Below are 23073 nucleotides of genomic sequence, written 5' to 3' on the forward strand. Positions count from 1 at the left end.
TGTCCCGTTAGGGAGAGTGGCATAAAGCAGAATATTGTCTCCGCGATTTCTGTTGCGCATTTTCAATCTCTAACGATTAGTTATGAATGAGCGCCCACTGGCAGCTATTGGCCGTTTTGAGCCGGCCGCAACAGGTCGATTTCGACCCAAAGGCGGCATAGCGTTTTCTCCAAACCGTTCACTCGACTTTTGAATTTTTGAAAATTGCCTCTTGTCCGCGTATCAAAGGCATGCAATCAAGGTGGCGTAGCCGCTTTCAAACGACTAAGCAGGCCCTCGACAATAGGGGGTCCTTTCAAAGTCTCTCTCCAACGGACCGGAATACCTTGTTCTCCATAGAGTATGCCGGCGAGGCCGCCCGCGATGCAGGCCGTAGTATCCGTGTCGTTTCCAAGAGCGATTGCATTGCGGACGCAGTTTTCATAGTCCGACGTCGCCAAGACACATCGAATTGCCGACCATAGGCTGTCCACCACATATCCCGAGCCTTTCGAGGGCTCAAGGCGACCATCCAATAGGATAGTTAACTCCTGTTTCTCAGTGGGGTGAATCAGATGCTCAAGCGTCTCCTGTGCGTAATCCAATGCTTCGACAGGCGCATTCCCCTCCACCATCTGCCAAGCCATTAACGAATAAAACGCGCAGGCCAATTGAGACCGCGGGTGCCCGTGCGTTGGAATGCTCTGCTTTCTTGCTCGTCCGATGATATCAATTGGCGCTGATGCCGCAATAAAAGCACAAGGCAGCGTGCGCATCAAAGAGCCATTTCCATTATTCCAATCGTCGGTTGGGCTGCAGGTGAGTGGATTACCGTTTTTCGCGTAGTTTTCGAGTGCATGCGTGGTCTGAATGCCGACATCGAAGACATGATCATCTGGCGTCATAAAGCCAGTGCGGTACCATGTCAGCAGTCCGTTCGTAAACTCTTTGAGGTCGAGCTCAGGATTTTTTACCAATGCATCTAGAAGCACAAGGGCTTGAGCGCCGTCGTCGCTCCAAGTCCCTGCCAGAACCGTCGAGTGTGCCCTTGAAAAATTCGACGGCGGGGACATTTCAATGAGGTGTCGCGCAGGAATCTCGCCAAGAGACGAAAATTCGTAGGGGACACCCAGCGCATCTCCGATTAATAAGCCATACAGACCGCCGCGGATTCGCTCCCATCTATCAAATGTCATTCGGGTCCTTCATTCCTGTAACAATTGCGGACATGTGAATTTCATATTCTATGTTGATGGTGTCGTTCATTGAGGCTTCTCGGTAAATATTCCCTTGTCGTTTATCGTGGCACGAAATGATTGGCAAAACAATAGCATTTAGAAGGCACCCGCGAAAGACCGCTACTGGCCGTTTACGGACTTTCGCTATTTGCTACGAATTCGTCTTTAGCAGTCCCGACGCAAGCTGGCGAAATGCGTCAACAGCTTTAACCAAGACTGCCGCCGGCTCATCTGAGGCAGCAATCCAGAGCGCGGCATTGAGAGCGGCGCCATTGATAAGCCGCGCCATTGCTTCGGCATCAACTGGCTTGATTATCTCGCTATCTACGAGTGCTTGAATTGTCTGCGTCGTTCTGAGAAGGCATTCGTTTTGACTAGGCCATTGTGACGGATCTCCCAAGACCGCAGGGCCATCTTTCAGTACGATTCTCTGAACCTCTGGCTCCAACGCCATCTCAATGTAGGCCACTCCCTCCGCCAGCAATCCTAACCAGGCGTTTGGTGCCAACTCTTGCTCAGCGCGGGCCCGCATTGCCATTTCACTGTCAATCTGGTCGACGACAGCTTGAAGCAGCCCCTTTTTATCGCCGAAGTTATGGTAGAGCGCTCCGCGTGTAAGACCCACCGTTGCAGTCAATTCGTCCATAGACGCATCCGCATAGCCTTTTGCGGCAAACGCCGCCCGCGCTGCCTGAATGAGTTTCGCTCTGGTCTCCTCGACCATTTCTGTTCGTTTTTTTGCCACTGAGAGTCCTTGCCATGCAAAGGCATACGAAACGTAGGGATTTAACATACGCAACGTATGTTAATATAAAAATACATACGTAGCGTATGTTAACCCGTATTCGAGAATCTTTCATTGTTTCAATTGCATAGGGCCTCTCTTTCTGAGTCCAGCGCTGCAAATCTACAGGAGTAAAAATGTCAAAACGCGACGTAATCTTCCCTGCCGGCCGTCAGGCCCTCTACGAAATAAACAGTTATTCAGCGGCAGTGCGTTCGGGGGAGCTGCTATTTGTCTCTGGCCAGGTTGGCAGCCGAGAGGATGGCTCTCCTGAGCCAGTATTCGAAAAACAGGTTCAGCTTGCATTCCATAATCTCGCCGCCATACTGAGTGCAGCCGGCTGCACCTTCGACGATATCGTCGACATCACTACATTCCATACCGACCCGGTTTCACAATGGGAAGCGGTAAGCACAGAGCGATTGAAGGTATTCAGCGAAAAACCGTATCCGAACTGGACGGCGGTAGGAGTCAATTGGCTGGCAGGCTTCGATTTCGAAATCAAAGTCATTGCCCGGATTCCTTGACGTAAAAGCGCCCGCTTTAAGCGGGCGTTTTCTTGGGGCTGAACGTCTCTTTTTGGCCGAACGCGGCCTCATATCGCATTATCAGATAAAAAATTCCTCTCTTGGATTGTCTTCTTCGAGCTCGCCGAAAACTAAAGTGACTTTTGCTCCCTTCATAAACGGCAAAGCGCACAGGTCTTGCCTAATGAACGCAAATAGCTTCTTCGAAGATGGGCCAGCAAAGACGCCTTCAGCATCACCGCCATCAATCGCCATATCATCGCCGAGGTACTCTCCTATTCCACATTCAGCCATCGAAATGCGATACTTGGAGATGAACTCAGAATACGGAATGATGTCGCGCATTCCATGCCCAAAGTAGATAACGAGATGTTCCATAGCCAATCTTTCTTATGTAAGTGAGAGGCAGCTATTGGCCGATTGCGGGCATTTGTATTCATTTTTACCTTGGGGCGTCCCAAAAGAACTCGAAGTTGTCCTTGTGATGAATGGCATATAAGCGCCCCTTTTCAGAAGTCTTCCGCCCGTCGAACGAGGATGTTCGTTGACTGATGTCATATACATTCATGAGCAAGCCTTGTCAGCATAGTTATCATTGAAAAATGAGCTTTCTTCCCATAGGATGGCACGTCTTCCAAAACCACCAGCCAAGCACACAAGAATTTGTAATCCGTTTTTAAAACCTCTTTATTTTCAGCCCACTCTTCTTGAAACTGCTTCTCCTTATTACGGAGCAACTCTAGATTCAAGTAACAATCGGAACACAACGTCTTTCTCCTCCAGATGTATTCCTTCCTAATTTCATGCGCTATTTTTTGCTCTTCTGCGGTAAAAACAGAAGGCTGAGAGCATTTCCTGCATCGATATGAAATGTTTTCATAGCATGTCATTGACGAGCCGCTATATGCAAACGAACGCTTGCTCGATTCAGACCATTTTTCTCTATCCATTAAGACATGCATGCAGATGGGCGACGATCTCGTCCATCACGGCGTCCGTCCCTGAACGATGGATGATTTAGCGCCATCGTTTTCAAACACATTGGGCAAGCATCGTCGCGAAAAAATCAGTTACTCGTCGTACCCGGGTCGATACAAATTTGCGCTTTGGCCAGATGAGGCTGACGTCTCTTGGTTCATCCATAAATTGGTCGAGGACAGTAATGATGTCTGGATGTTGGAGTTCACCCCTCAATGAAGCTCTGGAAAACATACCGATGCCTACGCCACCAAGTACACCGGAAAGAATGGTATCCATGGCGTTGGACGAAAGATTGCCGCTCACTGGCACGTGGAATTTTCCTTTAGAGCCAAGAAAAATCCACTTCGTCATCTCTCCATAGATAAGACAATTGTGATTGACAAGGTCCTCCGGGACAGCCGGGATCCCATGCAGATCAAAATAACTGCGAGATCCGGCGCATACCAGCGAGGTGCCTGCTACGCGCTTTACCACTGCATCAGGATCGTGCACCGAGCTGACCCTGATCGCTAAATCAATTCCATCCGCAAGCAAATCTTCGATACTGTCGGAAAGGCGAAGATCTAACTTGATCTTCGGATAAAGCGACAACAATTGCGGGATGAGTGGAAGGACATGCAGTCGGCCGAATGTAGAGGGTGTCGCGACTCTGACCAGGCCGGATACATCAACAGCGCTGCTGGTAAGCTCTCCGTCCGCTTTATCCATTTCCTCAAGAAGCGGCTTGATGCGGTCATAGTATTTTCGCCCCTGATCCGTCAGCGTCACACTGCGAGTGCTTCTGTTGAACAGCAGCACACCGAGTCGCGTTTCCAAGGCACCGATAGATTTGCTGATTCCCGATTGCGAATCGCCAAGTCGACGTGCGGCAGCGGAAAAGCCGCCTGCTTCCACGACCGTGATGAAAGCAGTCAATTCATAAAATCGATCCATTGCGGTCCCTTGACGATCATTCATTCTCCCTAGGAGTGGGGCGTACGAATTTTGTCATAAATCAGATATGCACGCTTCTCCTGAGTGAACCAACCGATTCTTTTAAAGAATGGCATTTATGACAAATCTGCTGATTATCAATTCTGTTTCGCCAATTTATTATGAGTGCGTTACCGAACAGCAGATCAGACGGCGGCAACAGCGAGCGGGTAGTGGCATGTTGACTTGCTGTTTCTTCGCCCAACCTGAAACGCGACTCACCGATGAGGATTGGCCGTTCTGCAGTGGTAATCCCTGCAGCAATATCGAACGAATGATTAGTTAGGACTAAATTTATGAACACAGCATTGAATGATCGAGAGCCGTCGTCGCCGGCCGTACTGAGCCTTGCAGGAAAAAAGTAGTGGTAGTCGGAGGCAAAACGGGAATTGGACTTGGCATTGCGCACGCGGCGTATGCAGCAGGGGCGTCAGTGACGGTCGCCAGTCGTCGCATTACCTCTCTGGAGGAACGTCCGGATCTGGCGAACTACGAACAAATAATCCTGGATGTCCGCGATGAAGCTGCGGTGCGAAAGGCATTTGACGCCATTGGACCATTTGACCATCTCGCCGTCACGGCGGGCCCCGAATTTGGATCATGGGGAAATTTCATGGATGCAGATATGCGCGGCGTTCGCAGCTATCTCGATGGCAAGTTCTTCGGTAGCTGGGCCTGCGCCCGTTATGCGGCCCCCCACCTTAGGAAAGGCGGATCGATCACTCTTCTTACCGGCGGTTTGGCGGTGCGGCCGAAAATCGGCTTCAGCGCCGTCCTGGCTGCGTTTAGCGCGGTGGAATCTTTATCTGGCTCACTTGCGCTGGAACTGGCTCCTACCCGTGTCAACACGATACGCCCAGGCTTCGTCGACACGGATTTGTGGAAAGATTTTTCCGATGACGAACGAGATGCGCTGAAAGAAAAAGTACGTAGCAGTTTTCCAGCACGGCATGCGGGCACAATAGATGATATTGGACATGCCGCGTTGTTTCTGATGACAAACCCTTATGTAACCGGCATCGTGGTCGAAGTATCCGGTGGCGAGAATTTGGTTCCCAGCGTTTTCTAAACGTATAGAGAACTGCCAGAATCAAGGAAAAAATTTGTACATAAGCGGGAGAACTCAGCTCCGGAATTTTTCTTTGAATAAAAATCCATCAGGGCTTACACGTGCTGAATTTATTGATTGCGAAGCAAAAACCGCTTAGGTTCTTGATTTGTCTCAATACCACGCCAGAATTGCAATGATGAGGTACGCATATTAAAAAAAGCCCGCACGTGAACTGACCCCTGAGGTTGGACTTTCGTCCAACTCTTTGGGGTCAATTCATGGATGTCCGTTTCTGGCCGTTTCGAGTCGGTCGCAATAGGTCGATGTCGACCCATTGCAGTCATAACGCTTTACCGATAGCAGATATTAGTAACAGCTATCCACGCAACGCTCACTGGGGCAGCGCAACTCCCCACGCAACGGTGACATTGCCACCAAGACGCCATTCGCGGAACAAACGGCGCGGAGCAATGAGCGCAGGGAGGCGCGAGTCGCGCGTACGAGCGTAATACGGTTCCATCCACGAAAGTTCGTCCTGAAATGTCCAGGGGAAAAGATTTTGTTTGATCGGCGTGATCTCGGTGAAGCTGTCGGGATTCTGCACCGCCTTGATCACCAAATTCGCCAGCCGGCCGATTGCGCCGTGATTCTCCTGATAGAGATTTGCACCTTGCCGCTCGGCCAGTTCCGCCGTGAAGACCAGCGGAATCAGGGCGAACGTGTGGTAATGGAGAGCCCGAACGCCGCGCTTGATCTCCCGTTCCAGTTCCCCGTGCAGACCTATATCGTGAATGCCCTCTCGGGCACGTGCGAGTCCGGCATCGATCAACTCCTGCCGCTGCGCAAGCGTGCCGATAGCGACAAGATTCAGCCCCGCCCAATAGACCAGATTGTTGTGCAAATGGTTGATCGCATCCGCGTCCCGCGTGGCGATGGCGATACGGGTCAGCCACGGCGTAATGACGCGCAGCTGATCTGCATTAGCCTCGCTGACTTCCCGGGGCAGCCGCAGCAACACGAGCGCGAAATCTGTCCCGGCCCAGGAACGCTCGTAGTAGCCCTGGTATCCGCTGATCGGACCCAGCAAGGAATCTGCGCGAGCCCAACCTTCCAAAAGCGCGAGAACACAGGTCCATTGATTCGATTCCGCAGCCTTGTTGAGCTGGTAGATATAGTCACGCATCGGCTTGACCGCCTGCGCATAAGCGGCCGGATCGTCGTAAAACCCCGCTGGATCGATTGATTTCAACGGCTCGGGTACGGTACACGCAGCGACGGCATGGTTAATGCCAAGCCCCATGAGCATCGCCACAGAGACAGCGCTCAGCAATTGAATGATTCGATTATGCATAACTACTCCTGTTAGCCATTACACCGCCACGGAATATCACAACTTTGCACTATTAATTTCGTTTCACCTCGTATTGCAGGCATACGACGCCCGACGGAAAAATTTTACTATTTACCAGCATGAGTGCGGTTTTGTCCTTGATATTTTTGAACAAGGGAATACCTTGCCCCAGCAGTATCGGATTGACGAATAGCCAGTACTCGTCGATGAGGTTTTCCGCCATCAGCGCGTGAGTGGCGGAGGGGCTGCCAAACATCAAGATCTCGCTGCCCGAGCCGTGCTTGAGCTTGTTGATTTCATCGCTCAAATTGCTACTGATGATTTGCGTATTAACGTGATTTTTTTCCGACAAAGTTTTCGACAACACCACTTTGCGTGCGGATTTATACCAGCGTGAATGTTCATGGTCATGCGGGCTGGCGTCAGGCTTATCGGCAGCGGTTGGCCAGTACGACTCCATCATCTCGAAGGTGGTACGCCCGTATAAAGCTGTGTCGGTCTGCTGAATCCGCTGCTCCACGTATTCAAACAAATCGGTGCTTATACTTATCCAGCCGAGGCCCGCCGGGCCCTTCGCAGTGGAAGCAACAAAACCATCCAGTGACACATGTACAAACGAAACGATTTTCCTCATGATTTTCTCCGTGTTCAAGTTTTGATTACATAGCCGGCAAGCCGCGCCAGAGTTTGGTTGCCGCCTTCAATCGCACCAATTCTTTCTACCGCCATATTGCGTGCCTGCGCAGTAGGAAAAAACAGACGGATCGTCACTTTGGTTTGTCCGCCCACTGCCTCGAACGTCCACATCGCCTCAAACATGGCCTTCGGGTCGCCCTTGTATGTGCCGCCGGTGCAAAACTCGATGTGGTGAGGTTTGTCGATCGCGGTATAGACGCTGCGGCTGGGATAATCTCGTCCATCCGGCCCGTGCATGACATGGTGCCACTCGCCCCCCACGCGAAAATCCAGTTTCTCCAGCGTGTTGGTAAACCCATTCGGGCCCCACCAATGCACGACATGTTCAGGTTTGGTCATCGCCTCCCATACCAATTCGCGCGGCGCGTCTATCAAACGCGACATGATGATTTCGCGGTCGCTGGCATCAGCATTGTTCGCCGCGTTATTTTTTCTTTCCTGCACTTTTCGTCTCCACAGATTGAAGGTTTTTAAGATACACATCCAGACGATCGAGACTCTGCTCCCAGTGCTGGCGATATTGGCCGATAAAATCGGCAGCCTCGTGCAACGGTGCGGCATTGAGCTGGCAGGGGCGCCATTGCGCCTGGCGACCTTGTGTGATCAGTCTGGCCTGCTGCAACACCTTGAGGTGCTTCGTTACGGCTGACGGGCTTATCGAAAACGGCTTGGCAAGCTCGCTAACCGATGTCTCGCCCAGTGCTAGTCGCGCAAGAATGGCGCGACGCGTTGGATCAGCGAGCGCGGCGAAGGTGATGCTGAGCGAATCAGTATTCATATCTATTACACCAATTAGTTAATTAACCTATTGGTGTAATTTAGGCGATTTTAAAATCGGCGTCAATGAAATTCGCCGATTGGCTGCTTCACATGCGTTGGACCAACCATGGGGAAATCGCCGATGGCCACATAGAGGGTTGAACCGCCGATGGCGGAAGTAGCGGCTACGTCGGCTCATCTAGCAAAGCGGCCGTTGGCAAGGGGATTTATTTTAAGTGTGAAGGACTGCTCATGGCCGAACTGAGCCAGTCACAATAGACTCAATTCGCCCCTATTCCGCATCATCACCGGGCGCTTTGAACAGATCGTCAAGGGGATTCGGTTTCTTTTCGGTGCGCGCGACACCGCGGCGGCCTGTGAATTCTTCTTCTATGTTGTCGCGGTAATAGCTCCACGCCGAACCCGATGTCGACAGCCGGCGCCAGACCTCGTTCCCGACGCCCGAATAATCTATCGCGCTTCCATCCTCGAACTCAACCCGCAGCGTACGCTCTCGCGGGTCATATCCGACAGCACGCAGCTTGCCGGCATTGATGCGTTTCATCTCCATGATTGCCTCCTGTACATAGCGGTTGTTTTTAGCGGTTAAATTCACTGCTCAACTTTCTGGGCCACCTGGACAATCCGTTCCCGCACCACCCGGATCGCCTGCTTGAGGGCATACACATCCTGGAAATACCGCTGCGGAATCCGTATCTGGCTGGCGTTCGCATCGATGTTTTCGATATCGTCGCGCCATTGCGCGATCTGCTCCTTGCCGGGTTGCCTGGTGCTCCAGATTTCATCTTCCAGCGACTTGATTTCGCGGTACCAGACCACCAGCCGGTTTTTCATGCGCGCTTCGACCATGCGCGGCAGTGCTTGCAGCAGGCCGAACAGCAGCGCCATGAAAGGCAGCAGGATCAGCAGGCGCCGCTCGATGAAGCTGGCCAGCCAGAACGGCAGGTAGCGCTGCAGGAAGGGGCGGCCGGATTTGAAGTAGCGCGTGCTTTCGTCGGAAATGGGGAAATCGTCGGTATTCAGGTTGGGAAAGGTGCCGCGCGGGGTGAAATAGTCTTCGCGGGCGTGGGCCGTATTGGCAGCTTCCAGCAGCAGGTAGACCAGCGCCGGATGCAGGGTGTCCTTGGACACCAGCAGCGCGGTCGCGGCCAGCAAGGTGACGTCGGCCTGCGGCAGGTCGTTGGCGACGCTGGTCGAGGCGCGCGGGAAGATGATCTTGGAGAGCGACGGGAATTTCAGCACCAGCGCGTCGGCCTGGGCGAAGCTCATCAGCTTCAGGTCGCTGTTGAGCAGCATCTGCTGCATGGCTGCATCGGGCCTGCCGATAAAGAAGGCGGCGTCCAGCTGGCCGTTTTCAAGGTTCTGGTAAGCCTGGTAGGCGTCCATTTCCAGCAGCTTGGCGTTGTCGGCCGTGATGCCGCTGTGGCCGAGCAGGGTGCGCGAGACTTTCAGCAGGCCGCTGCCGGGAACGCCGATGGAAATCCGCTTGCCCTTCAATTGCGCCAGGCGGTTGACGATGGCGTCGCCGCGGTAAAACACCCAGATCGGTTCGTACGAGATGGCGGCGATGGTTTGCAGCTGGTCATTCTCGGACGGGGTGGTGGTGCCGGACTGGATGAAGCCGACTTCGTATTCGCTCTCGGGATCTTTCAGCCGCTGGTAGTTTTCCACCGAGCCGGAAGAACTGCGGATATCCAGCGTGATGCCTTCGCGCTTCAGGAGCGGCGCATAGCGTTCGGCGAAGCCGTTGTAGATGCCTTTGTCGGCGCCGGCGGTGATGACAATCGTGCGCTGGGTGGCCGGCTTGAGGATGGTCACCAGGGCCCAGCCCAGCACGGCGATCGCCACGACCGCGCCGGTGATCAGGAGCCGCAGGCGTTGTGCGGTCATCGGCGCTTTTTGTATGCGGTGCAGTGCTGGATTGTGTCTCGGCATGGTGTCTATATGGGACGCACTTGGTCGGGCAACTCGGAAACCGCATTTTTACAGGAGCTTGCGCCCCCGCACACATTACACCTTCTTGACGAACTCCGATTTCAGGCTCATGGCGCCGAAGCCGTCGATCTTGCAGTCGATGTCATGGTCGCTGTCCACCAGGCGGATATTCTTCACCTTGGTGCCGACCTTGACCACGCCGCCCGAGCCTTTCAGTTTCAGGTCCTTGATCACCGTCACCGTGTCGCCGTCCTGCAGGACGTTGCCGACCGCGTCGCGGTACACCTTGGCGCCGTCTCCGCCGGACTCGGCCGCAGCCTGCGCCGACCATTCATGGGCGCATTCAGGGCAGATGTAGAGGCCGCCGTCTTCGTAGGTGAATTCGGAACTGCATTGGGGACATGCGGGCAAGGTGCTCATGGTGTTGTCTTTCAGGTAAGGCAAAATGATAAAAGTGAGACAGTATACTGCCTGCCGGTTATCAGGCCCTAAGCCTGGCCGGCAAAATAGTCGGCATACACCTGCACCACCCAATCGACAAACACCTTGACCCGGGGCGACAGCTGGTGATGGGACGGATACAGCGCCAGCACCGGCAGCTCGGGACAGGTTTGGTCGCTCAGCACCGCCACCAGCCGGCCGCTCCGCAGGTATTGCTCGACCCGGAAGCGCGGCACCTGGATCAGGCCGAATCCCAGCAGCGCGCACTGGGCGTAGCTATCGGCGCTGTCGACCGCTATCCAGCTGCCGGCCTTGTATTCTTCTACCTGGCCGTCGCGCATGAGAGTGAATGGGTACTGGATATTGTGGTTGCGCGTGAAAAAGCCGACCGCCTGGTGTGCCGCCAGGTCCTCCGGCGCCAGGGGAGTGCCCCAGCGCTCCAGGTATTCCGGGCTGGCGCAGATGACCTCCGGCAGCGAAGCCAGCCGCCTTGCGATCAGCGAGGAATCCTTGGGCACGCCGACCCGCACCACGCAGTCGATCCCTTCGCCCACCAGGTCGACCAGCCGGTCGCCGCTGCTGATCGCTATGTTCAGGCGCGGATAACGTGCGCGAAATTCTGCCAGCCGCGGCAGGATGATCTGGGTAGCGTGGGTGCCGTGCAGGCCCAGGCGCAGCACGCCGCCGGGATTGGCCGCGCTGGTGTCGAGCGAGGCTTCCGCATCTTCGACGTCGGCCAGGATCCGGCAGCAGCGCTCATAGAATGCGCGGCCGTCCAGGGTCGGCTTGACGTTGCGCGTGGTGCGCTCCAGCAGCCGCGCTCCCAGCCGCCGTTCCAGTTCCTTCATGGCGTGGGTGGCGGTGGCGCGAGGGATTTCCAGCACACCGGCTGCCTTGGTAAAACTGCCCAGGTCGACGATATGGGTGAAGAGACGCAACGCTTCAAGTCTGTCCATGGAGGCAATTGTTGTCTTTGGTTGGATGATGTAGGCAATTTTTACTTATTTGTCTAACTTTGTCCAAGGTCAACAGCATATTCAATGGCCTCGGCGACAATAATCCGCCAGTTTGACACTGCGCTGTTGCTTGATTAACGTAACAACCATTCCATTAACCAAGACATCGAGACCAGCCATGACCCGTTTTCTTTCTAAATCTGCGGCCGCCTGCGCTTTTACCTTGGTCCTCTGTACTAGCGGCTCCGCGGCGCTAGCGCAATCCGCGCCGGCGCCGGCGACCAAGGAAGGGGATTTTGTCATACGCGATTTCAAGTTCCGTTCCGGCGAAACGCTGCCCGCTCTGAAGCTGCACTACACCACGCTGGGGACGCCAAAACGCGATGCGCACGGCCATGTGAGCAATGCGGTGATCGTCATGCACGGCACCGGCGGCGACGGCCACCAATTCTTGCGGCCGCAGTTCGCCGACGTCTTGTTTGCGCCGGGCGGCCTGCTCGATCCGGCCAAGATGTACGTTATCCTGCCCGACGGCATCGGCCACGGAAAATCCTCAAAACCCAGCGACGGCTTGCATGCGCGTTTTCCCAAATACGATTATGACGACATGGTCGCCGCGCAATATGCCTTGGTCACGCAGGGCCTGGGCGTGGATCATTTGCGGCTGGTGATGGGAACCTCGATGGGTTGCATGCATTCTTTTGTGTGGGGCGAAACCTATCCAGCGTCCATGGATGCGCTGATGCCGCTGGCTTGCCAGCCGGTGCCGATCGCCGGCCGCAACCGCGCGTGGCGCAAGATGCTGATCGATGGCATCACCAGCGATCCGGCGTGGCAGGGCGGCGATTACAAGACCCAGCCGCAGCAGGGCTTGCGTACCGCGGCAGACTTGCTGCTGATCGCCGGCAGCGCGCCGCACCAGCAGCAAAAAGATTATCCGACGCGCGACGCCGCCGACGCCTACGTCACCGAGCATGTGAAAAAAGACCTGGCCACGCTCGACGCCAACGACCTGCTGTACCAGGTCAGCGCATCGCGCAACTACGATCCGTCCGCCAGCCTGGACAAGATCACGGCGCCGCTCATGTGGATCAACTCCGCTGACGATTTCATCAACCCGCCGGAAACCAACATCGCCGAAGCGCAGGTCAAAAAAATCAAGAACGGGCGTTACGTATTGATCCCGATCAGCGATCAAACCTATGGCCATGGCACCCATACCCGCGCAGCTGTGTGGCAATCCTATCTGGCTGAGCTATTGAAAGAATCGGCTAGAAAATAGATGCCAGCGCCAGGAAGATTGGTACCTTACAGCAGAGCAGCTCCAACCAGTCCGCTGATCACACCGACCAGCATGGTCAGCGAGGCTACCGCCACCAGCACCCTGGTATCGAAATCCTTGCGCAGCATCAGCAGCGACGGCAGGCTGATGCTCGGCAGGGTCATCAGCAGCGCCACTGCCGGCGCGGTGCCGAGGCCCAGCGACATCATGGTCTGCACGATAGGGATTTCAGCCGCGGTGGGGATCACGAACAGGGTGCCGGCGATGGCCAGCGGCACCAGCCACAGCAAGCTGTTGCCCATCGCGCCGTCGACATGCGGAAACAGCCAGACCCGCGCCGCGCCCAGCACCAGCACCGCCAGCACATACACCGGGATGGTGCTCCAGAACAGTTGCCAGATGGTGCGGGCCCAGCGTCCCAGGAAGTCTGCGCGTGCGGGCGCGCTGGCTTCGACTACGGCCTCTGCCGCCGCCGCCGGGATTTCTTCGGGGCGGGAAATGCGCTGCGCGATCATCGACACGCCCAGCACCAGCACCAGGCCGGCCACCAGGCGCAGGGCGGTAAAGCCCCAGCCCAGCACAAAACCCATGAACACCAGGGTCGCCGGGTTCAGCACCGGATTGGCGATCCAGAAGGCTAGCGCCGCGCCCACCGAGACTTGCTGGCGGCGCATGCCGGCCACTACCGGGGCGGCGCAGCAGGAACACATCATGCCGGGCAAGGCGAACAGGCCGCCGCGCAGCACCGAGCCGAAGCCGGCGCGGCCGAACAGGCGCAGCAGCCAGTCGCGCGGGATCAGCACCTGCAGCAGCGAACCCAGGATCACCGCCAATACCGCGGCTTTCCAGATCGCCAGGAAATACACCTTGGCGTAGGCCAGCGCGGCGGCGACGGGTGTGCCTTGCTGATCGTCGAGGATCGAGGCGCCGATGCTGTGCTTGTCGGCAGCCAGGAACGATTTGAGGTAGTAGGGCGACCATTTGACGTAGTACAGGCCGACCACGGCCACCAGTATGAACAGCGCCGGTTTCCACCAGAACGACCAGCCCCTGGCGCTGGATGGGGGGGATAGAGTGTGCATGGAAATACATCCTGTAGAAATGACAACGCATCATAACCCGGCGCAGCGGGGCGGATTTGATCCGCAGCGGCAGATTATAAGCGGGATCGGGCCGCGCCGGATAGTTCGCGGACGCCTCAGCCGTCCTTGTCCTGCGGCAAATCCGGCATCTGGTCGCGTGCGAACGAGAAACAGATATAAGCTATTCCAGCAGAAAGGATGGCGAGCACGTACGCCAGCCGTTTTCCATGCCAAAGGCTGGACAGCCAGCGATTGAAGTCGGCGATCAATCTTCCCGAGGTTCCGCCATACAGCTCGACGTCGCGGCGGTAAGCCTTGGAATCGCCCGGGTCGACGGCATAAACGCCTCCGCCCACCACCTGGTAGCTGAGGGCGGCGCTTTCCCGTTCGGCGGCGGTACGATAGATCAGGCCGGCGGACAATAATCCCACCAGCAGGACCGCCGCGGCTATCAGGTACAGGGACAGCTGGAGATGTGAGTGCTTGCCGTGCATATGCCGTCCAGTCATGGCGCCGGGGTTTCTTCCGGCCCGATGTTTTTCCTCATCCGCGTCACCGGCACCTCGATGCCGCCTGGCAGGTCGAGCGCGAACCTTTCGATGACGGCGAAGCCGGACGCCAGGTACAGCGGCTCGCCGGGCAGCGTGGCGACCAGTTCCAGCGCGTTGAAGCCATTGCGCGCCGCTTCACGGGTGCAATGCTGCATCAGCCGGCTGCCGAGGCCGCGGCGCTCCATGCCGGGATCGACAAAAAAAGCCCGTATGCGGGCGGCTTCGCGCGACGGATCGAGCAGGGGATCCGCGCCGCTTTTCGCGCGGTCGCCGCCGAACAAGGTGCGCCGCTTGCTCCAGCCGCCGCAGGCCACGGCGTTGCCGGCATCTTCGATCACAAAATAGGTCTGGTCGGCGATCAGCTGCGTGTCTACGCCAAACACATGGCGGGTGACGGCTGCCGCCTGCGCCTCCGAATAGAAGCCGGCGCTGAGGGCGATGCCGGAGCGGGCAATCAGCGCTTCCAGCACCGGCACGTCGGCCATCTGCGCGGGACGCAGGCTAAGGGCCGATTCGCGGCCAGCGGCGACGGGATCCTGGGGTGGCATGAGTTATCCGCGCTCCTCAGGATTTGAGCCGGTAGCCGGTCTTGAAGATCCAGGCCACGATCGCCAGGAACACCGCCAGGAACATCACCGTCATCGCCAGGCTGATCGTGATGTTCACGTCCGCAGTGCCGTAGAAGCTCCAGCGGAAGCCGCTGATCAGGTAGACCACCGGGTTGAACAGGCTGATCGTGTGCCATACCGGCGGTAGCATCTTGATCGAGTAAAAGCTGCCGCCGAGGAAAGTCAGCGGCGTGATGATCAGCAGCGGCACCAGCTGCAGCTTTTCGAAATTGTCGGCCCAGATGCCGATGATGAAGCCGAACAGGCTGAAGGTGATGGCGGTCAGCAGCAGGAACAGGATCATCCAGAGCGGATGTTCAATGTGCAGCGGAACGAACAATCCCGCCGTGGCCAGGATGATCAGGCCGAGCAGTATCGACTTGCTGGCGGCGGCGCCGACGTAGCTGATCACGATCTCGCGGTAGGAAACCGGGGCCGACAGCAGCTCGTAGATGGTGCCGGTGAATTTGGGGAAGTAGATGCCGAACGAGGCGTTCGAGATGCTTTGTGTGAGCAGCGACAGCATCACCAGCCCCGGCACGATGAAGGCGCCGTAGCTGACGCCGTCGACCTGGGCGATGCGCGAGCCGATGGCGGCGCCGAACACGACGAAGTACAGCGATGTCGAAATCACCGGGGCGATGATGCTTTGCAGCAGGGTACGCCAGGTGCGCGCCATTTCGAACTTGTAGATGGCGCGGATTGCATGGAAATTCATTGTCCGTCCTTGATCAGGTTGACGAAAATATTTTCGAGAGAACTTTGCGTGGTCTGGATATCCTTGAACTGGATGCCTTGTGCGCTGAGGGCGTTGAGCAGCGAAATGATGGTCACTCGTTCGCCGTCGTTCTCATAGGTATAGACCAGCTGGCTGCCGTCGCTGGACAGGCTCAGCTGGTAGGCCGCAAGTTCAGGCGGAACCTGCGCCAGCGGCTGCTCCAGCTGCAGCGTCAGCAGCTTCTTGCCGAGCTTGTGCATCAATTCTTTCTTGTCCTCGATCAGGATGATCTCGCCCTTGTTGATCACCCCGATGCGGTCGGCCATGTCTTCCGCCTCCTCGATGTAATGGGTGGTCAGGATGATGGTGACGCCGCTTTCCCGCAGCGAACGCACCAGCTGCCACATGTCGTGGCGCAGGTTGACGTCGACGCCGGCGGTCGGCTCGTCGAGGAACAGGATCTGCGGTTCGTGCGACAGCGCCTTGGCGATCAGCACCCGGCGCTTCATGCCGCCGGACAGGGTCATGATCTTGTTGTCCTTCTTGTCCCACAGGGACAAATCCTTGAGCACTTTTTCGATATGGGCGGGATTGGCCGGCTTGCCGAACAGGCCGCGGCTGAAGGACACCGTCGCCCACACCGTTTCGAAGGCGTCGGTGGTCAGTTCCTGCGGCACCAGGCCGATCAGCGAACGGGCCGCGCGGAAATCGGCGCGGATGTCGTGGCCGTCGACCCGCACCGAGCCCTCGGAGATGTTGAGGATGCCGCAGATGCAGCTGATCAGGGTGGTCTTGCCGGCGCCGTTCGGACCCAGCAGCGCCAGGATCTCGCCGCGGCGGATCTCCAGGTTGACGTTGTTGAGGGCGCGCTGGCCGGAGGCGTAGGTTTTCGAGACGTTTGCTACAGAAATGATATTTTGCATGAGCCGTTCGATCGTAATGAGTGCAGGTGTGCCTAGCCGTGCATTCTAATCCTGAATAGGAAATTAATTCTGGCGGAGGCCGTTCTCGAAGGCGTCGATCAGTTTGATCAGGTTCTCCATGCGCGATTGCTCCTGCGGCGTCGTCGCGCGATTCCACAGGAGGTCGAATTCCGCCACCAGCTGGCGGTACTCGGTTTCGCTGACAGGTGCTGCGTCTGTTTCTTTCTCAAACATAGGTTTATCCCGACAAGTAGGAAACACCCGTGCTACGGCGTTTCACTGATTGGTGCGCCGGAGCGTCATGCAGGCACGGCGCTCTCCATGGTTTTGGTGCGCAAGAGCAGGGCGCCCAGCGCGGCGCCGAGGCCGGCGAAACAGGCGCCGACCAGGAACGCAGCCTGGTAGCCGCTGTTGAGCGCACCCAGCGGTTCGTTGCCGGCCGCCAGCAGGTTCTCGGTATGCAATGCCGCCAGGCTGGCCAGCACTGCGAGGCCGAGCGCGCCGCCCATCATGAACGAGGTGTTGACCACGCCCGAAGCCAGCCCGGATTCGGATGGCGCAACGTCGCTCATGGCCGCCAGCAACACCGGATTGAAGGCAACTCCGGCGCCCAGGCCGAGCAAGGTCATGCCCGGCAATACATCGGCAACGAAGTGGCCGTCGACCGGCGCGCGCGCAAACAGCAGCAGGCCGCAGGCTGCCAGCAGCAAACCCACCGCCAGCGGCCGCCGGATGCCGAAGCGCATCACCAGCCTGGCCGAGATGCCGAGGGAAAAGACGGCCATGATCAGGTTGGCCGGCAGGAAAGCCAGCCCGACCTGGAGCGGCTTGTAGCCGAGCACCAGCTGCAGGTATAGCGCGGACAGGAAGAACCAGGCGAACATCGCCGCCGCCCACAGCACGCCCACCACGTTGGCCACCGCCACATTACGCAGCTGGAACAGGCGCAGCGGCATCAGCGGCACCCGCACCCGCGTTTCGATCGCCAGGAAAGCCGCCAGCAGTATCGCTGCAACGGCGAGCTGGCCCAGCGTGCGCGGCGAGGCCCAGCCGGCCTCGTTGCCGTTGACGATGGCATACACGGCGAGCATCAGCGCGGCGGTGACGGTAACCGCGCCGAACACGTCCAGGTGCTTCGATTGCGCCTGGCTGTGCACGGCCGGCAGCAGCCGCAACGACAGGGCAATGACGGCGATGCCGATCGGCAGGTTGACCAGGAAAATCCAGTGCCAGCTCAGGGTATCGGTCAGCAGGCCGCCCAGCATCGCGCCCAGGCTGCCGCCGCCGGCGCAGACGAAACCGTAGACTCCCATCGCCTTGGCCCGTTCGGCCGGCTCGGTGAACAGGTCCATGATCAGCGACAGCGCCACCGACGTCACCACGGCGCCGGCCAGTCCTTGCACGGCGCGCGCCGCCAGCAGGAAACCCTGGGTGGTGGAGAGGCCGCAAGCCAGCGAGGCCAGGGTAAACAATGCGATGCCGATCAGGAACAGGCGCCGGTGCCCGTACAGGTCGCCGAGCCGGCCGCCGAGCAGCAGGAAACCGCCGAAAGTGAGCATGTAGGCGTTCACCACCCAGGCCAGCGAGGTGTCGGAGAATTTCAGGTCAGTCTTGATGGACGGCAGCGCCACGTTCACGATGGTGGTGTCGAGCACGATCATCAGCACGCCCAGGCACAGCACGATCAGGGCCAGGCCGCGGCGGTCGCGGGTTGCAGCATGGGCAGGATTTTCAGTCATGTCGGTCTTTCCAAGGATGATGGACTTTGCGCGAGGGGTAATCGAGCCGCAAGATTCAGGGGGCTTCGATACCTAGTCGAACGGAAGTCGCCGAAATCGACAGGCGGGCAAAGACTGCCCGGCCGGATTGCCGTTTGAATAACTTGGTTCTGTTCAAATCCAGGCGGCGCGCGGCGGCCTGTGCTGCAAAAACTGTAACGGGATCCGGTACAAGCCGGTGTCAGGCAAGGCGCATGTTTATCGCTGATGCGTCAGCTGTGATCGCCGTCGCGGAGGTGGGCTGCGATGGCGGGGTTTGCATTCGGATCGAATCCGCAGGTTGCGGAAGATTTCAGGAAATGATTTTACGCACGACATCACCATCGGCAAGGTTGTGCCGTTCGTCTTTGCGCCAAGGCGGTGCACCAAGGCGGTGCACCAAGGCGGTGCGCCCAAGGCAGGATTGACGGAAACGGCGTTACGGAACACATTATCGCCTGGCGGAAGGATTGCTCCCATCGCAAACGAACGAGAAAGTATAAACATGCGGCAAAAACTCCGCAAGTTCTTCCAGTCTTGATGCTTGCCCTTGGTTTTTTCGGGCCAGACGGTCCAGGCAGGCGCCTCGGCCGGGCAAAACAAAAAAGAATGACTATCTAAGGACGTAACCTGCACATGGAAATATTCCCGCTGACCACCGAGAGATTGATATTAAGAAGGTTCACCCAGCATGACCTGCCGGCATTTTCAGGCTACCGCAATCAACCCGAGGTAGCCCGCTACCAGAGCTGGTCGTCGTTCTCGGCGGCGGACGCGTCGGCTTTTCTTGAGCAGCAGCGCGAGCTGGCGTTCGATGCCGACCAGACCTGGTTTCAGATTGCAGTAGAACGCAAGGAAGACGCGGTGCTGGCGGGAGACGTAGCGGTGTATTTCTTCGACGGCGGCCGGCAAGCTGAGCTCGGCGTGACTTTCGATTCCAGCTGCCAACGCCAGGGCTACGCCACCGAAGCCCTGTCCAGGGTTATCGGCTTGTTGTTTGACGATCTGAAGAAACACCGGATTGTCGCCACCGTGGATGCGCGGAATGCAAGCGTGGTGCGCCTCCTTGAGAAGCAAGGATTCCGGCGCGAAGCGCATTATCGGGAAAATATTTTCTTCAAGGGCGCCTGGTCCGATGAATACAGCTTCGCCCTCCTAAAACACGAATGGAAGGCCGGTTAAAACAAGATGTCAAATTGCCCCGGTATCTTTTAGTGTTAAAGACTACACTTCCCGCTTCTTCTAAAGCACGGTAATGAAATGAGTTGCATGCTTCGAATTTTTGGTGAAATACTTGACGTCGATTCTTTGCTATCGCAACAGGACCTTCTTGTCTCTATACCAGAAGTGGTCGCTCATCATCAGTACGCTGCCGCCCAGAAGCTGGTTGTAGCCTGTATGTCACGGTTTTAAACAAAGCGAGAAATCGAACGACTTAGTGGGCAACTATGGAAACTAATGAAGACCAAGAACTAAGTGAATCAGAGAAAATAACCCGTTTTGGCTGCGGTGCTCTATTTGGCATTTTTTTAGGAATTTTCCTCGTCTTTGAGCTTGTGCTGTCGTCGTTTGGATGGGCTGCCGCTGTGATAGTGCTTTCTATACTTATATGCGGGACTCTAGCGTTGAAGTATGGCGATGAATTTTGGTATTCATTGAAAAATTGGGATTGGTGGCGCTGAGTTGAGGCTGGCAAAAAGATAAAAGTTACCAGATGTGGCATGAAAGAAATGGCCGAAACTACCCGTGTAGGGCGTAATAGCGGAGCGTATTACGCCGCATGTGATGCCTCACCAGGGTACGGGATGTCAAATGAATTGGCGTGAATAGCGATAAGAGAATACTGCATGATGTCGATCAAACATGCGGCGCAATACGCTTCGCTATTGGCGCCCTACGCCTTGGCGCGTTGGAGCATGATGAGCTGTATCGCCTTGAACCTGAAGATATCCATCTATACTACAAGCTTGAGCAACACAAAGGCTGATGGTCTGTGGCAACTATTTGCGCGGCAGGCCGGAGGCGACAGGAAACAATGCATACCAAACGACGCACACTGGTGAAGACCGTGCTGGCCCTGGGCGCCATGGCTGCTGCGGCCGGCGCCTGGGCCGGCTACAACATCTGGTCCAACGAATACACGTTTTCGCAAAAGCAGCTGCAGACGGCCATCGACAGCAAGTTCCCGCAGCAGCTGCGTTATGCGGAAGTGTTCAATGTCGGCCTGAAGAACCCGCGCCTGACGCTCAACCCGGACCAAAACCGGGTATTGACGCGGGTGCATGTCAGCGTGCTTAGCCCGCTGTTGCTGGCGGGGGCGTTGAATGGCGCGATCACGCTCAGCAGCGGCTTGAAGTATGACCGGGCCACGCGCGCCGTGCAGCTGGACAATCCTACTGTCGACAATATCGATTTCAGCAACGTGCCCGCCCAATACAAGCCGCAGCTGAGCCAGATCGGTGCGGTCGTGGCGCAGCAGGTGCTGAATAATTACCCGATCTATACCTTCACCAGCGACCAGCTGCGGCTCAACGGAAAGACCTTTGAGCCTGGTGCGATCACAGTGCAGCAGGATGGCATCGCGGTCGAAATCAACGAGTCCGGCGCTTAAGCCGGGCGCTTGGCGAAGGTCGTTTTGGTATAGGCCAGGCTAAAGCCGGCGCGCTCGGTGTTGCGCGCGCTGGTGTTCGCCGGCCGCGCCGTGACGCTGGCCAGCGTGCAGCCGGCGTTGCGCGCCGCCGCCAGCCGCGCGTGCAGCAGCGCTAGCTGGATTCCGCGTCCCCGGTACGCCGGCAGCGTGCTGGCGATATACAAATGCGCCAGCAGTCCCGCCGGCGTCTCGACCAGGCTCATGCCGGCCGTGCCGGCTACCTTGCCGTCCACGGCTGCGGCGAACAGCAGCGTATCGCTCCGTTGCAAGGCAATCCGCGCCAGCGTCTCCAGCAGGATGAGCGGGCGATTTACCGCCTGCACCGAAAATCCGGCCACCGAGTCGCCGGCAAACGTGGCTGCCACCAGAACCCTGTCAGCGATTATTTCTATCCCGCTGCCGGCCGCTGCATAGGCATCCGCCGGCGCCAGATGGCGCACGTAGGTATTGCTGAAAGCGTTGGCCGCATAGCCGCGCTCGGCCAGGACCGCCAGCGTGCCGCTGTCAGCGTGAGGACAGGCATCGACCTGCGTTTCCAGTCCATGGGCGGCGTACGCCGCTTCCAGCCGCGCCAGCTCGCCGGAGTCCACCGGCGCTCCCATGCCCAATCCTGTGACGTGGTTGAGTTTGCGTCCGAAAGCCGGATCGGTGAGCGCCGCGACGCCGCCGGCGATGGCGATGGCGCGCGCGTCCTTGTATCCCAGCTCTCGGCAGGCAGCCACCTGCCGGCTCAAATGTGTCGCTTCAGCCTGCTCAAGTGCGCGGGCGAGTTCGGGGCCAGTCAAAATCATGGGAAGTCAGGATGCAAGTCGAGGGAGCGATTCAGGCCGGGACAATTGTATCCGAGTAGGTCATGTGCCGTGATTCTCCCATCAGGAACGGCCGGTTGGGTTCGATCACTTCCCGCAGGTAACGCCATAGCGCGGCTACCCGCGCCACGTTGCGGGTTTCGGTAGCGGCCACCAGCCAGAATGCGCGCTGGATATCGGCCTGGCCATCCAGCACCGGCACCAGGTCGTCGCTTTGCTGCGCCAGGAAGCAGGGCAGGATCGCCAGCCCCTGGCCGCTGCGCGCCGCCGTGTATTGGGCAATCACGCTGGTGCTGCGGAACGCGCGGAAAGCGGCCGGCGCCACGTTGTCCTTGTAGCGCAGTTCTTCGCTGAACACCAGGTCGTCGACGTAGCCGATGAAAGCATGGCTGTTCAGGTCCTGCAAGGTCTTGATGGGCGCATGCGTCTCCAGGTAGGAGCGGGTGGCGTACAGCTTGAGCAGATAGTCGGTCAGCTTGGTGACGACGTAATTGCCGCTCTGCGGACGCTCGATGGTGACGCCGATATCGGCTTCGCGCTTGGACAGGTTGACGAAGCGGGGCACAGGCAGCAGGTCGACCGTGATGTGCGGATGCCGGGCGCAAAAATGCGCCAGGTGCGGCGCCAGCACAAAAGTGCCGAAGCCCTCGGTGGCGCCGAGCCGGACCTGTCCCGACAGCAGCCGGTTGTGGCCGCTCAGTTCTTCCGCGGCGGCATATACCGTGCTCTCGACCCGCTCCGCATATTCGATCAGCCGATGGCCCTCCGCGGTCAGCGTATAACCCTGGTTGTTGCGCTCGAACAGCTGGCTGCCGACCTGTTCCTCAAAGCGGCGCATGCGGCGCGACACGGTCGAGTGGTCAATGCCGAGTTTCTTTGCTGTTTCCACCAGGCCCTGGCTGCGCGTCAGCTCCAGGAAGACGCGCAGGTTGTCCCAGTCCAGCATGGCATTTGTGGATTTCACCCGCATCTCCTTGCTTTGCATAAATGCAAAGCCGTTGT

General features: G+C 57.5%; 28 protein-coding genes. 7 read left to right on the plus strand and 21 right to left on the minus strand.

The window, feature by feature from the left end; translation table 11 throughout:
* Nucleotides 1-236: 236 nt before the first annotated feature.
* The gene (locus AC07RZ_RS07190; RefSeq protein ID WP_494667430.1) at nucleotides 237-1175 is read right to left on the minus strand and encodes an ADP-ribosylglycohydrolase family protein; all 939 of its coding nucleotides are present in this window, start codon (nucleotides 1173-1175) and stop codon (nucleotides 237-239) included.
* Between the two features lie 193 nt (nucleotides 1176-1368).
* Nucleotides 1369-1962, minus strand: a complete 594-nt coding sequence (locus tag AC07RZ_RS07195) for a TetR/AcrR family transcriptional regulator (RefSeq protein WP_494667431.1) — start codon at nucleotides 1960-1962, stop codon at nucleotides 1369-1371.
* Nucleotides 1963-2138: 176 nt separating this feature from the next.
* Between AC07RZ_RS07195 and AC07RZ_RS07200 the strand changes: the two genes are divergently transcribed.
* Complete coding sequence (locus AC07RZ_RS07200) at nucleotides 2139-2528, plus strand: RidA family protein (RefSeq protein ID WP_494667432.1); 390 nt, start codon at nucleotides 2139-2141, stop codon at nucleotides 2526-2528.
* Nucleotides 2529-2609: 81 nt separating this feature from the next.
* On the opposite strand, the gene AC07RZ_RS07205 is transcribed toward AC07RZ_RS07200, so the two are convergent.
* Together AC07RZ_RS07205 and AC07RZ_RS07210 are read right to left on the minus strand one after the other, a co-directional pair.
* Nucleotides 2610-2906: a hypothetical protein gene (locus AC07RZ_RS07205; protein ID WP_494667433.1), complete on the minus strand. Its 297-nt coding sequence runs from the start codon at nucleotides 2904-2906 to the stop codon at nucleotides 2610-2612.
* 654 nt (nucleotides 2907-3560) lie between these two features.
* Nucleotides 3561-4466 (minus strand): LysR family transcriptional regulator, encoded by a 906-nt coding sequence (locus AC07RZ_RS07210; RefSeq protein ID WP_494667434.1) that lies wholly within the window; start codon nucleotides 4464-4466, stop codon nucleotides 3561-3563.
* 379 nt (nucleotides 4467-4845) lie between these two features.
* On the opposite strand from AC07RZ_RS07210, the gene AC07RZ_RS07215 reads away from it, so the two are divergent.
* Nucleotides 4846-5550 carry an SDR family oxidoreductase gene (locus AC07RZ_RS07215; RefSeq protein WP_494667435.1) on the plus strand — a complete coding sequence of 235 codons (705 nt, stop codon included), beginning with the start codon at nucleotides 4846-4848 and terminating at the stop codon, nucleotides 5548-5550.
* 373 nt (nucleotides 5551-5923) lie between these two features.
* On the opposite strand, the gene AC07RZ_RS07220 is transcribed toward AC07RZ_RS07215, so the two are convergent.
* The 8 genes from AC07RZ_RS07220 to AC07RZ_RS07255 all read right to left on the minus strand — a co-directional run bounded on the left by AC07RZ_RS07220 (nucleotide 5924) and on the right by AC07RZ_RS07255 (nucleotide 11691).
* Nucleotides 5924-6883, minus strand: a complete 960-nt coding sequence (locus AC07RZ_RS07220; RefSeq protein WP_494667436.1) for an alginate lyase family protein — start codon at nucleotides 6881-6883, stop codon at nucleotides 5924-5926.
* Between the two features lie 52 nt (nucleotides 6884-6935).
* Complete coding sequence (locus AC07RZ_RS07225) at nucleotides 6936-7517, minus strand: dihydrofolate reductase family protein (protein ID WP_061534388.1); 582 nt, start codon at nucleotides 7515-7517, stop codon at nucleotides 6936-6938.
* A 14-nt stretch (nucleotides 7518-7531) separates the two neighbouring features.
* Entirely contained in the window at nucleotides 7532-8023 is a 492-nt protein-coding gene (locus AC07RZ_RS07230) for an SRPBCC domain-containing protein (protein ID WP_494667437.1), read from the minus strand.
* On the minus strand, nucleotides 8004-8357 hold the full coding sequence (locus AC07RZ_RS07235) for an ArsR/SmtB family transcription factor (protein ID WP_494667438.1): 354 nt from the start codon (nucleotides 8355-8357) through the stop codon (nucleotides 8004-8006). Before AC07RZ_RS07235 ends, AC07RZ_RS07230 begins: the two co-directional genes overlap by 20 nt.
* Before the next feature lie 273 nt (nucleotides 8358-8630).
* The gene (locus tag AC07RZ_RS07240; protein WP_494667439.1) at nucleotides 8631-8909 is read right to left on the minus strand and encodes a KTSC domain-containing protein; all 279 of its coding nucleotides are present in this window, start codon (nucleotides 8907-8909) and stop codon (nucleotides 8631-8633) included.
* 41 nt (nucleotides 8910-8950) lie between these two features.
* Complete coding sequence (locus AC07RZ_RS07245; RefSeq protein ID WP_494667440.1) at nucleotides 8951-10249, minus strand: TAXI family TRAP transporter solute-binding subunit; 1299 nt, start codon at nucleotides 10247-10249, stop codon at nucleotides 8951-8953.
* Nucleotides 10250-10369: 120 nt separating this feature from the next.
* Nucleotides 10370-10714, minus strand: a complete 345-nt coding sequence (locus AC07RZ_RS07250; RefSeq protein ID WP_494667441.1) for a zinc ribbon domain-containing protein YjdM — start codon at nucleotides 10712-10714, stop codon at nucleotides 10370-10372.
* A gap of 68 nt (nucleotides 10715-10782) precedes the next feature.
* The gene (locus AC07RZ_RS07255) at nucleotides 10783-11691 is read right to left on the minus strand and encodes a LysR family transcriptional regulator (RefSeq protein WP_494667442.1); all 909 of its coding nucleotides are present in this window, start codon (nucleotides 11689-11691) and stop codon (nucleotides 10783-10785) included.
* 178 nt (nucleotides 11692-11869) lie between these two features.
* On the opposite strand from AC07RZ_RS07255, the gene AC07RZ_RS07260 reads away from it, so the two are divergent.
* Nucleotides 11870-12973: an alpha/beta fold hydrolase gene (locus tag AC07RZ_RS07260; protein WP_494667443.1), complete on the plus strand. Its 1104-nt coding sequence runs from the start codon at nucleotides 11870-11872 to the stop codon at nucleotides 12971-12973.
* 26 nt (nucleotides 12974-12999) lie between these two features.
* Here AC07RZ_RS07260 and AC07RZ_RS07265 read toward each other — a convergent pair whose 3' ends face one another.
* The 7 genes from AC07RZ_RS07265 to AC07RZ_RS07295 form a co-directional block, all read right to left on the minus strand.
* Nucleotides 13000-14055, minus strand: coding sequence for a permease (locus AC07RZ_RS07265; RefSeq protein WP_494667444.1), 1056 nt, complete (start codon nucleotides 14053-14055; stop codon nucleotides 13000-13002).
* 116 nt (nucleotides 14056-14171) lie between these two features.
* Entirely contained in the window at nucleotides 14172-14564 is a 393-nt protein-coding gene (locus AC07RZ_RS07270; RefSeq protein ID WP_494667445.1) for a hypothetical protein, read from the minus strand.
* The gene (locus AC07RZ_RS07275; protein ID WP_494667446.1) at nucleotides 14561-15154 is read right to left on the minus strand and encodes a GNAT family N-acetyltransferase; all 594 of its coding nucleotides are present in this window, start codon (nucleotides 15152-15154) and stop codon (nucleotides 14561-14563) included. The genes AC07RZ_RS07270 and AC07RZ_RS07275 overlap by 4 nt, the downstream gene beginning before the upstream one ends.
* A gap of 16 nt (nucleotides 15155-15170) precedes the next feature.
* Entirely contained in the window at nucleotides 15171-15932 is a 762-nt protein-coding gene (locus AC07RZ_RS07280; protein WP_092393268.1) for an ABC transporter permease, read from the minus strand.
* Nucleotides 15929-16855 carry an ABC transporter ATP-binding protein gene (locus AC07RZ_RS07285; protein WP_494667447.1) on the minus strand — a complete coding sequence of 309 codons (927 nt, stop codon included), beginning with the start codon at nucleotides 16853-16855 and terminating at the stop codon, nucleotides 15929-15931. The genes AC07RZ_RS07280 and AC07RZ_RS07285 overlap by 4 nt, the downstream gene beginning before the upstream one ends.
* Nucleotides 16856-16918: 63 nt before the next feature.
* Nucleotides 16919-17089, minus strand: a complete 171-nt coding sequence (locus AC07RZ_RS07290; protein ID WP_175500868.1) for a hypothetical protein — start codon at nucleotides 17087-17089, stop codon at nucleotides 16919-16921.
* A gap of 65 nt (nucleotides 17090-17154) precedes the next feature.
* Nucleotides 17155-18594: a DHA2 family efflux MFS transporter permease subunit gene (locus AC07RZ_RS07295; protein ID WP_494667448.1), complete on the minus strand. Its 1440-nt coding sequence runs from the start codon at nucleotides 18592-18594 to the stop codon at nucleotides 17155-17157.
* A gap of 654 nt (nucleotides 18595-19248) precedes the next feature.
* On the opposite strand from AC07RZ_RS07295, the gene AC07RZ_RS07300 reads away from it, so the two are divergent.
* The 4 genes from AC07RZ_RS07300 to AC07RZ_RS07315 all read left to right on the plus strand — a co-directional run bounded on the left by AC07RZ_RS07300 (nucleotide 19249) and on the right by AC07RZ_RS07315 (nucleotide 21223).
* On the plus strand, nucleotides 19249-19794 hold the full coding sequence (locus tag AC07RZ_RS07300) for a GNAT family N-acetyltransferase (protein WP_494667449.1): 546 nt from the start codon (nucleotides 19249-19251) through the stop codon (nucleotides 19792-19794).
* A gap of 266 nt (nucleotides 19795-20060) precedes the next feature.
* Nucleotides 20061-20294, plus strand: a complete 234-nt coding sequence (locus AC07RZ_RS07305; protein ID WP_139219983.1) for a hypothetical protein — start codon at nucleotides 20061-20063, stop codon at nucleotides 20292-20294.
* Nucleotides 20295-20459: 165 nt separating this feature from the next.
* A complete protein-coding gene (locus AC07RZ_RS07310; RefSeq protein ID WP_494667450.1) occupies nucleotides 20460-20675 on the plus strand; it encodes a hypothetical protein in 216 nt (71 codons plus the stop codon).
* Complete coding sequence (locus AC07RZ_RS07315; protein WP_494667451.1) at nucleotides 20648-21223, plus strand: DUF1439 domain-containing protein; 576 nt, start codon at nucleotides 20648-20650, stop codon at nucleotides 21221-21223. The genes AC07RZ_RS07310 and AC07RZ_RS07315 overlap by 28 nt, the downstream gene beginning before the upstream one ends.
* Here the strand turns inward: AC07RZ_RS07315 and AC07RZ_RS07320 are convergent.
* Together AC07RZ_RS07320 and AC07RZ_RS07325 are read right to left on the minus strand one after the other, a co-directional pair.
* A complete protein-coding gene (locus tag AC07RZ_RS07320; protein WP_494667452.1) occupies nucleotides 21220-22053 on the minus strand; it encodes a GNAT family N-acetyltransferase in 834 nt (277 codons plus the stop codon). The genes AC07RZ_RS07315 and AC07RZ_RS07320 overlap by 4 nt on opposite strands.
* A 31-nt stretch (nucleotides 22054-22084) precedes the next feature.
* Nucleotides 22085-23017: a LysR family transcriptional regulator gene (locus tag AC07RZ_RS07325; protein WP_144738651.1), complete on the minus strand. Its 933-nt coding sequence runs from the start codon at nucleotides 23015-23017 to the stop codon at nucleotides 22085-22087.
* Nucleotides 23018-23073 lie beyond the last annotated feature (56 nt).

The organism is Collimonas sp. GW821-FHT07E08, assembly GCF_059418905.1.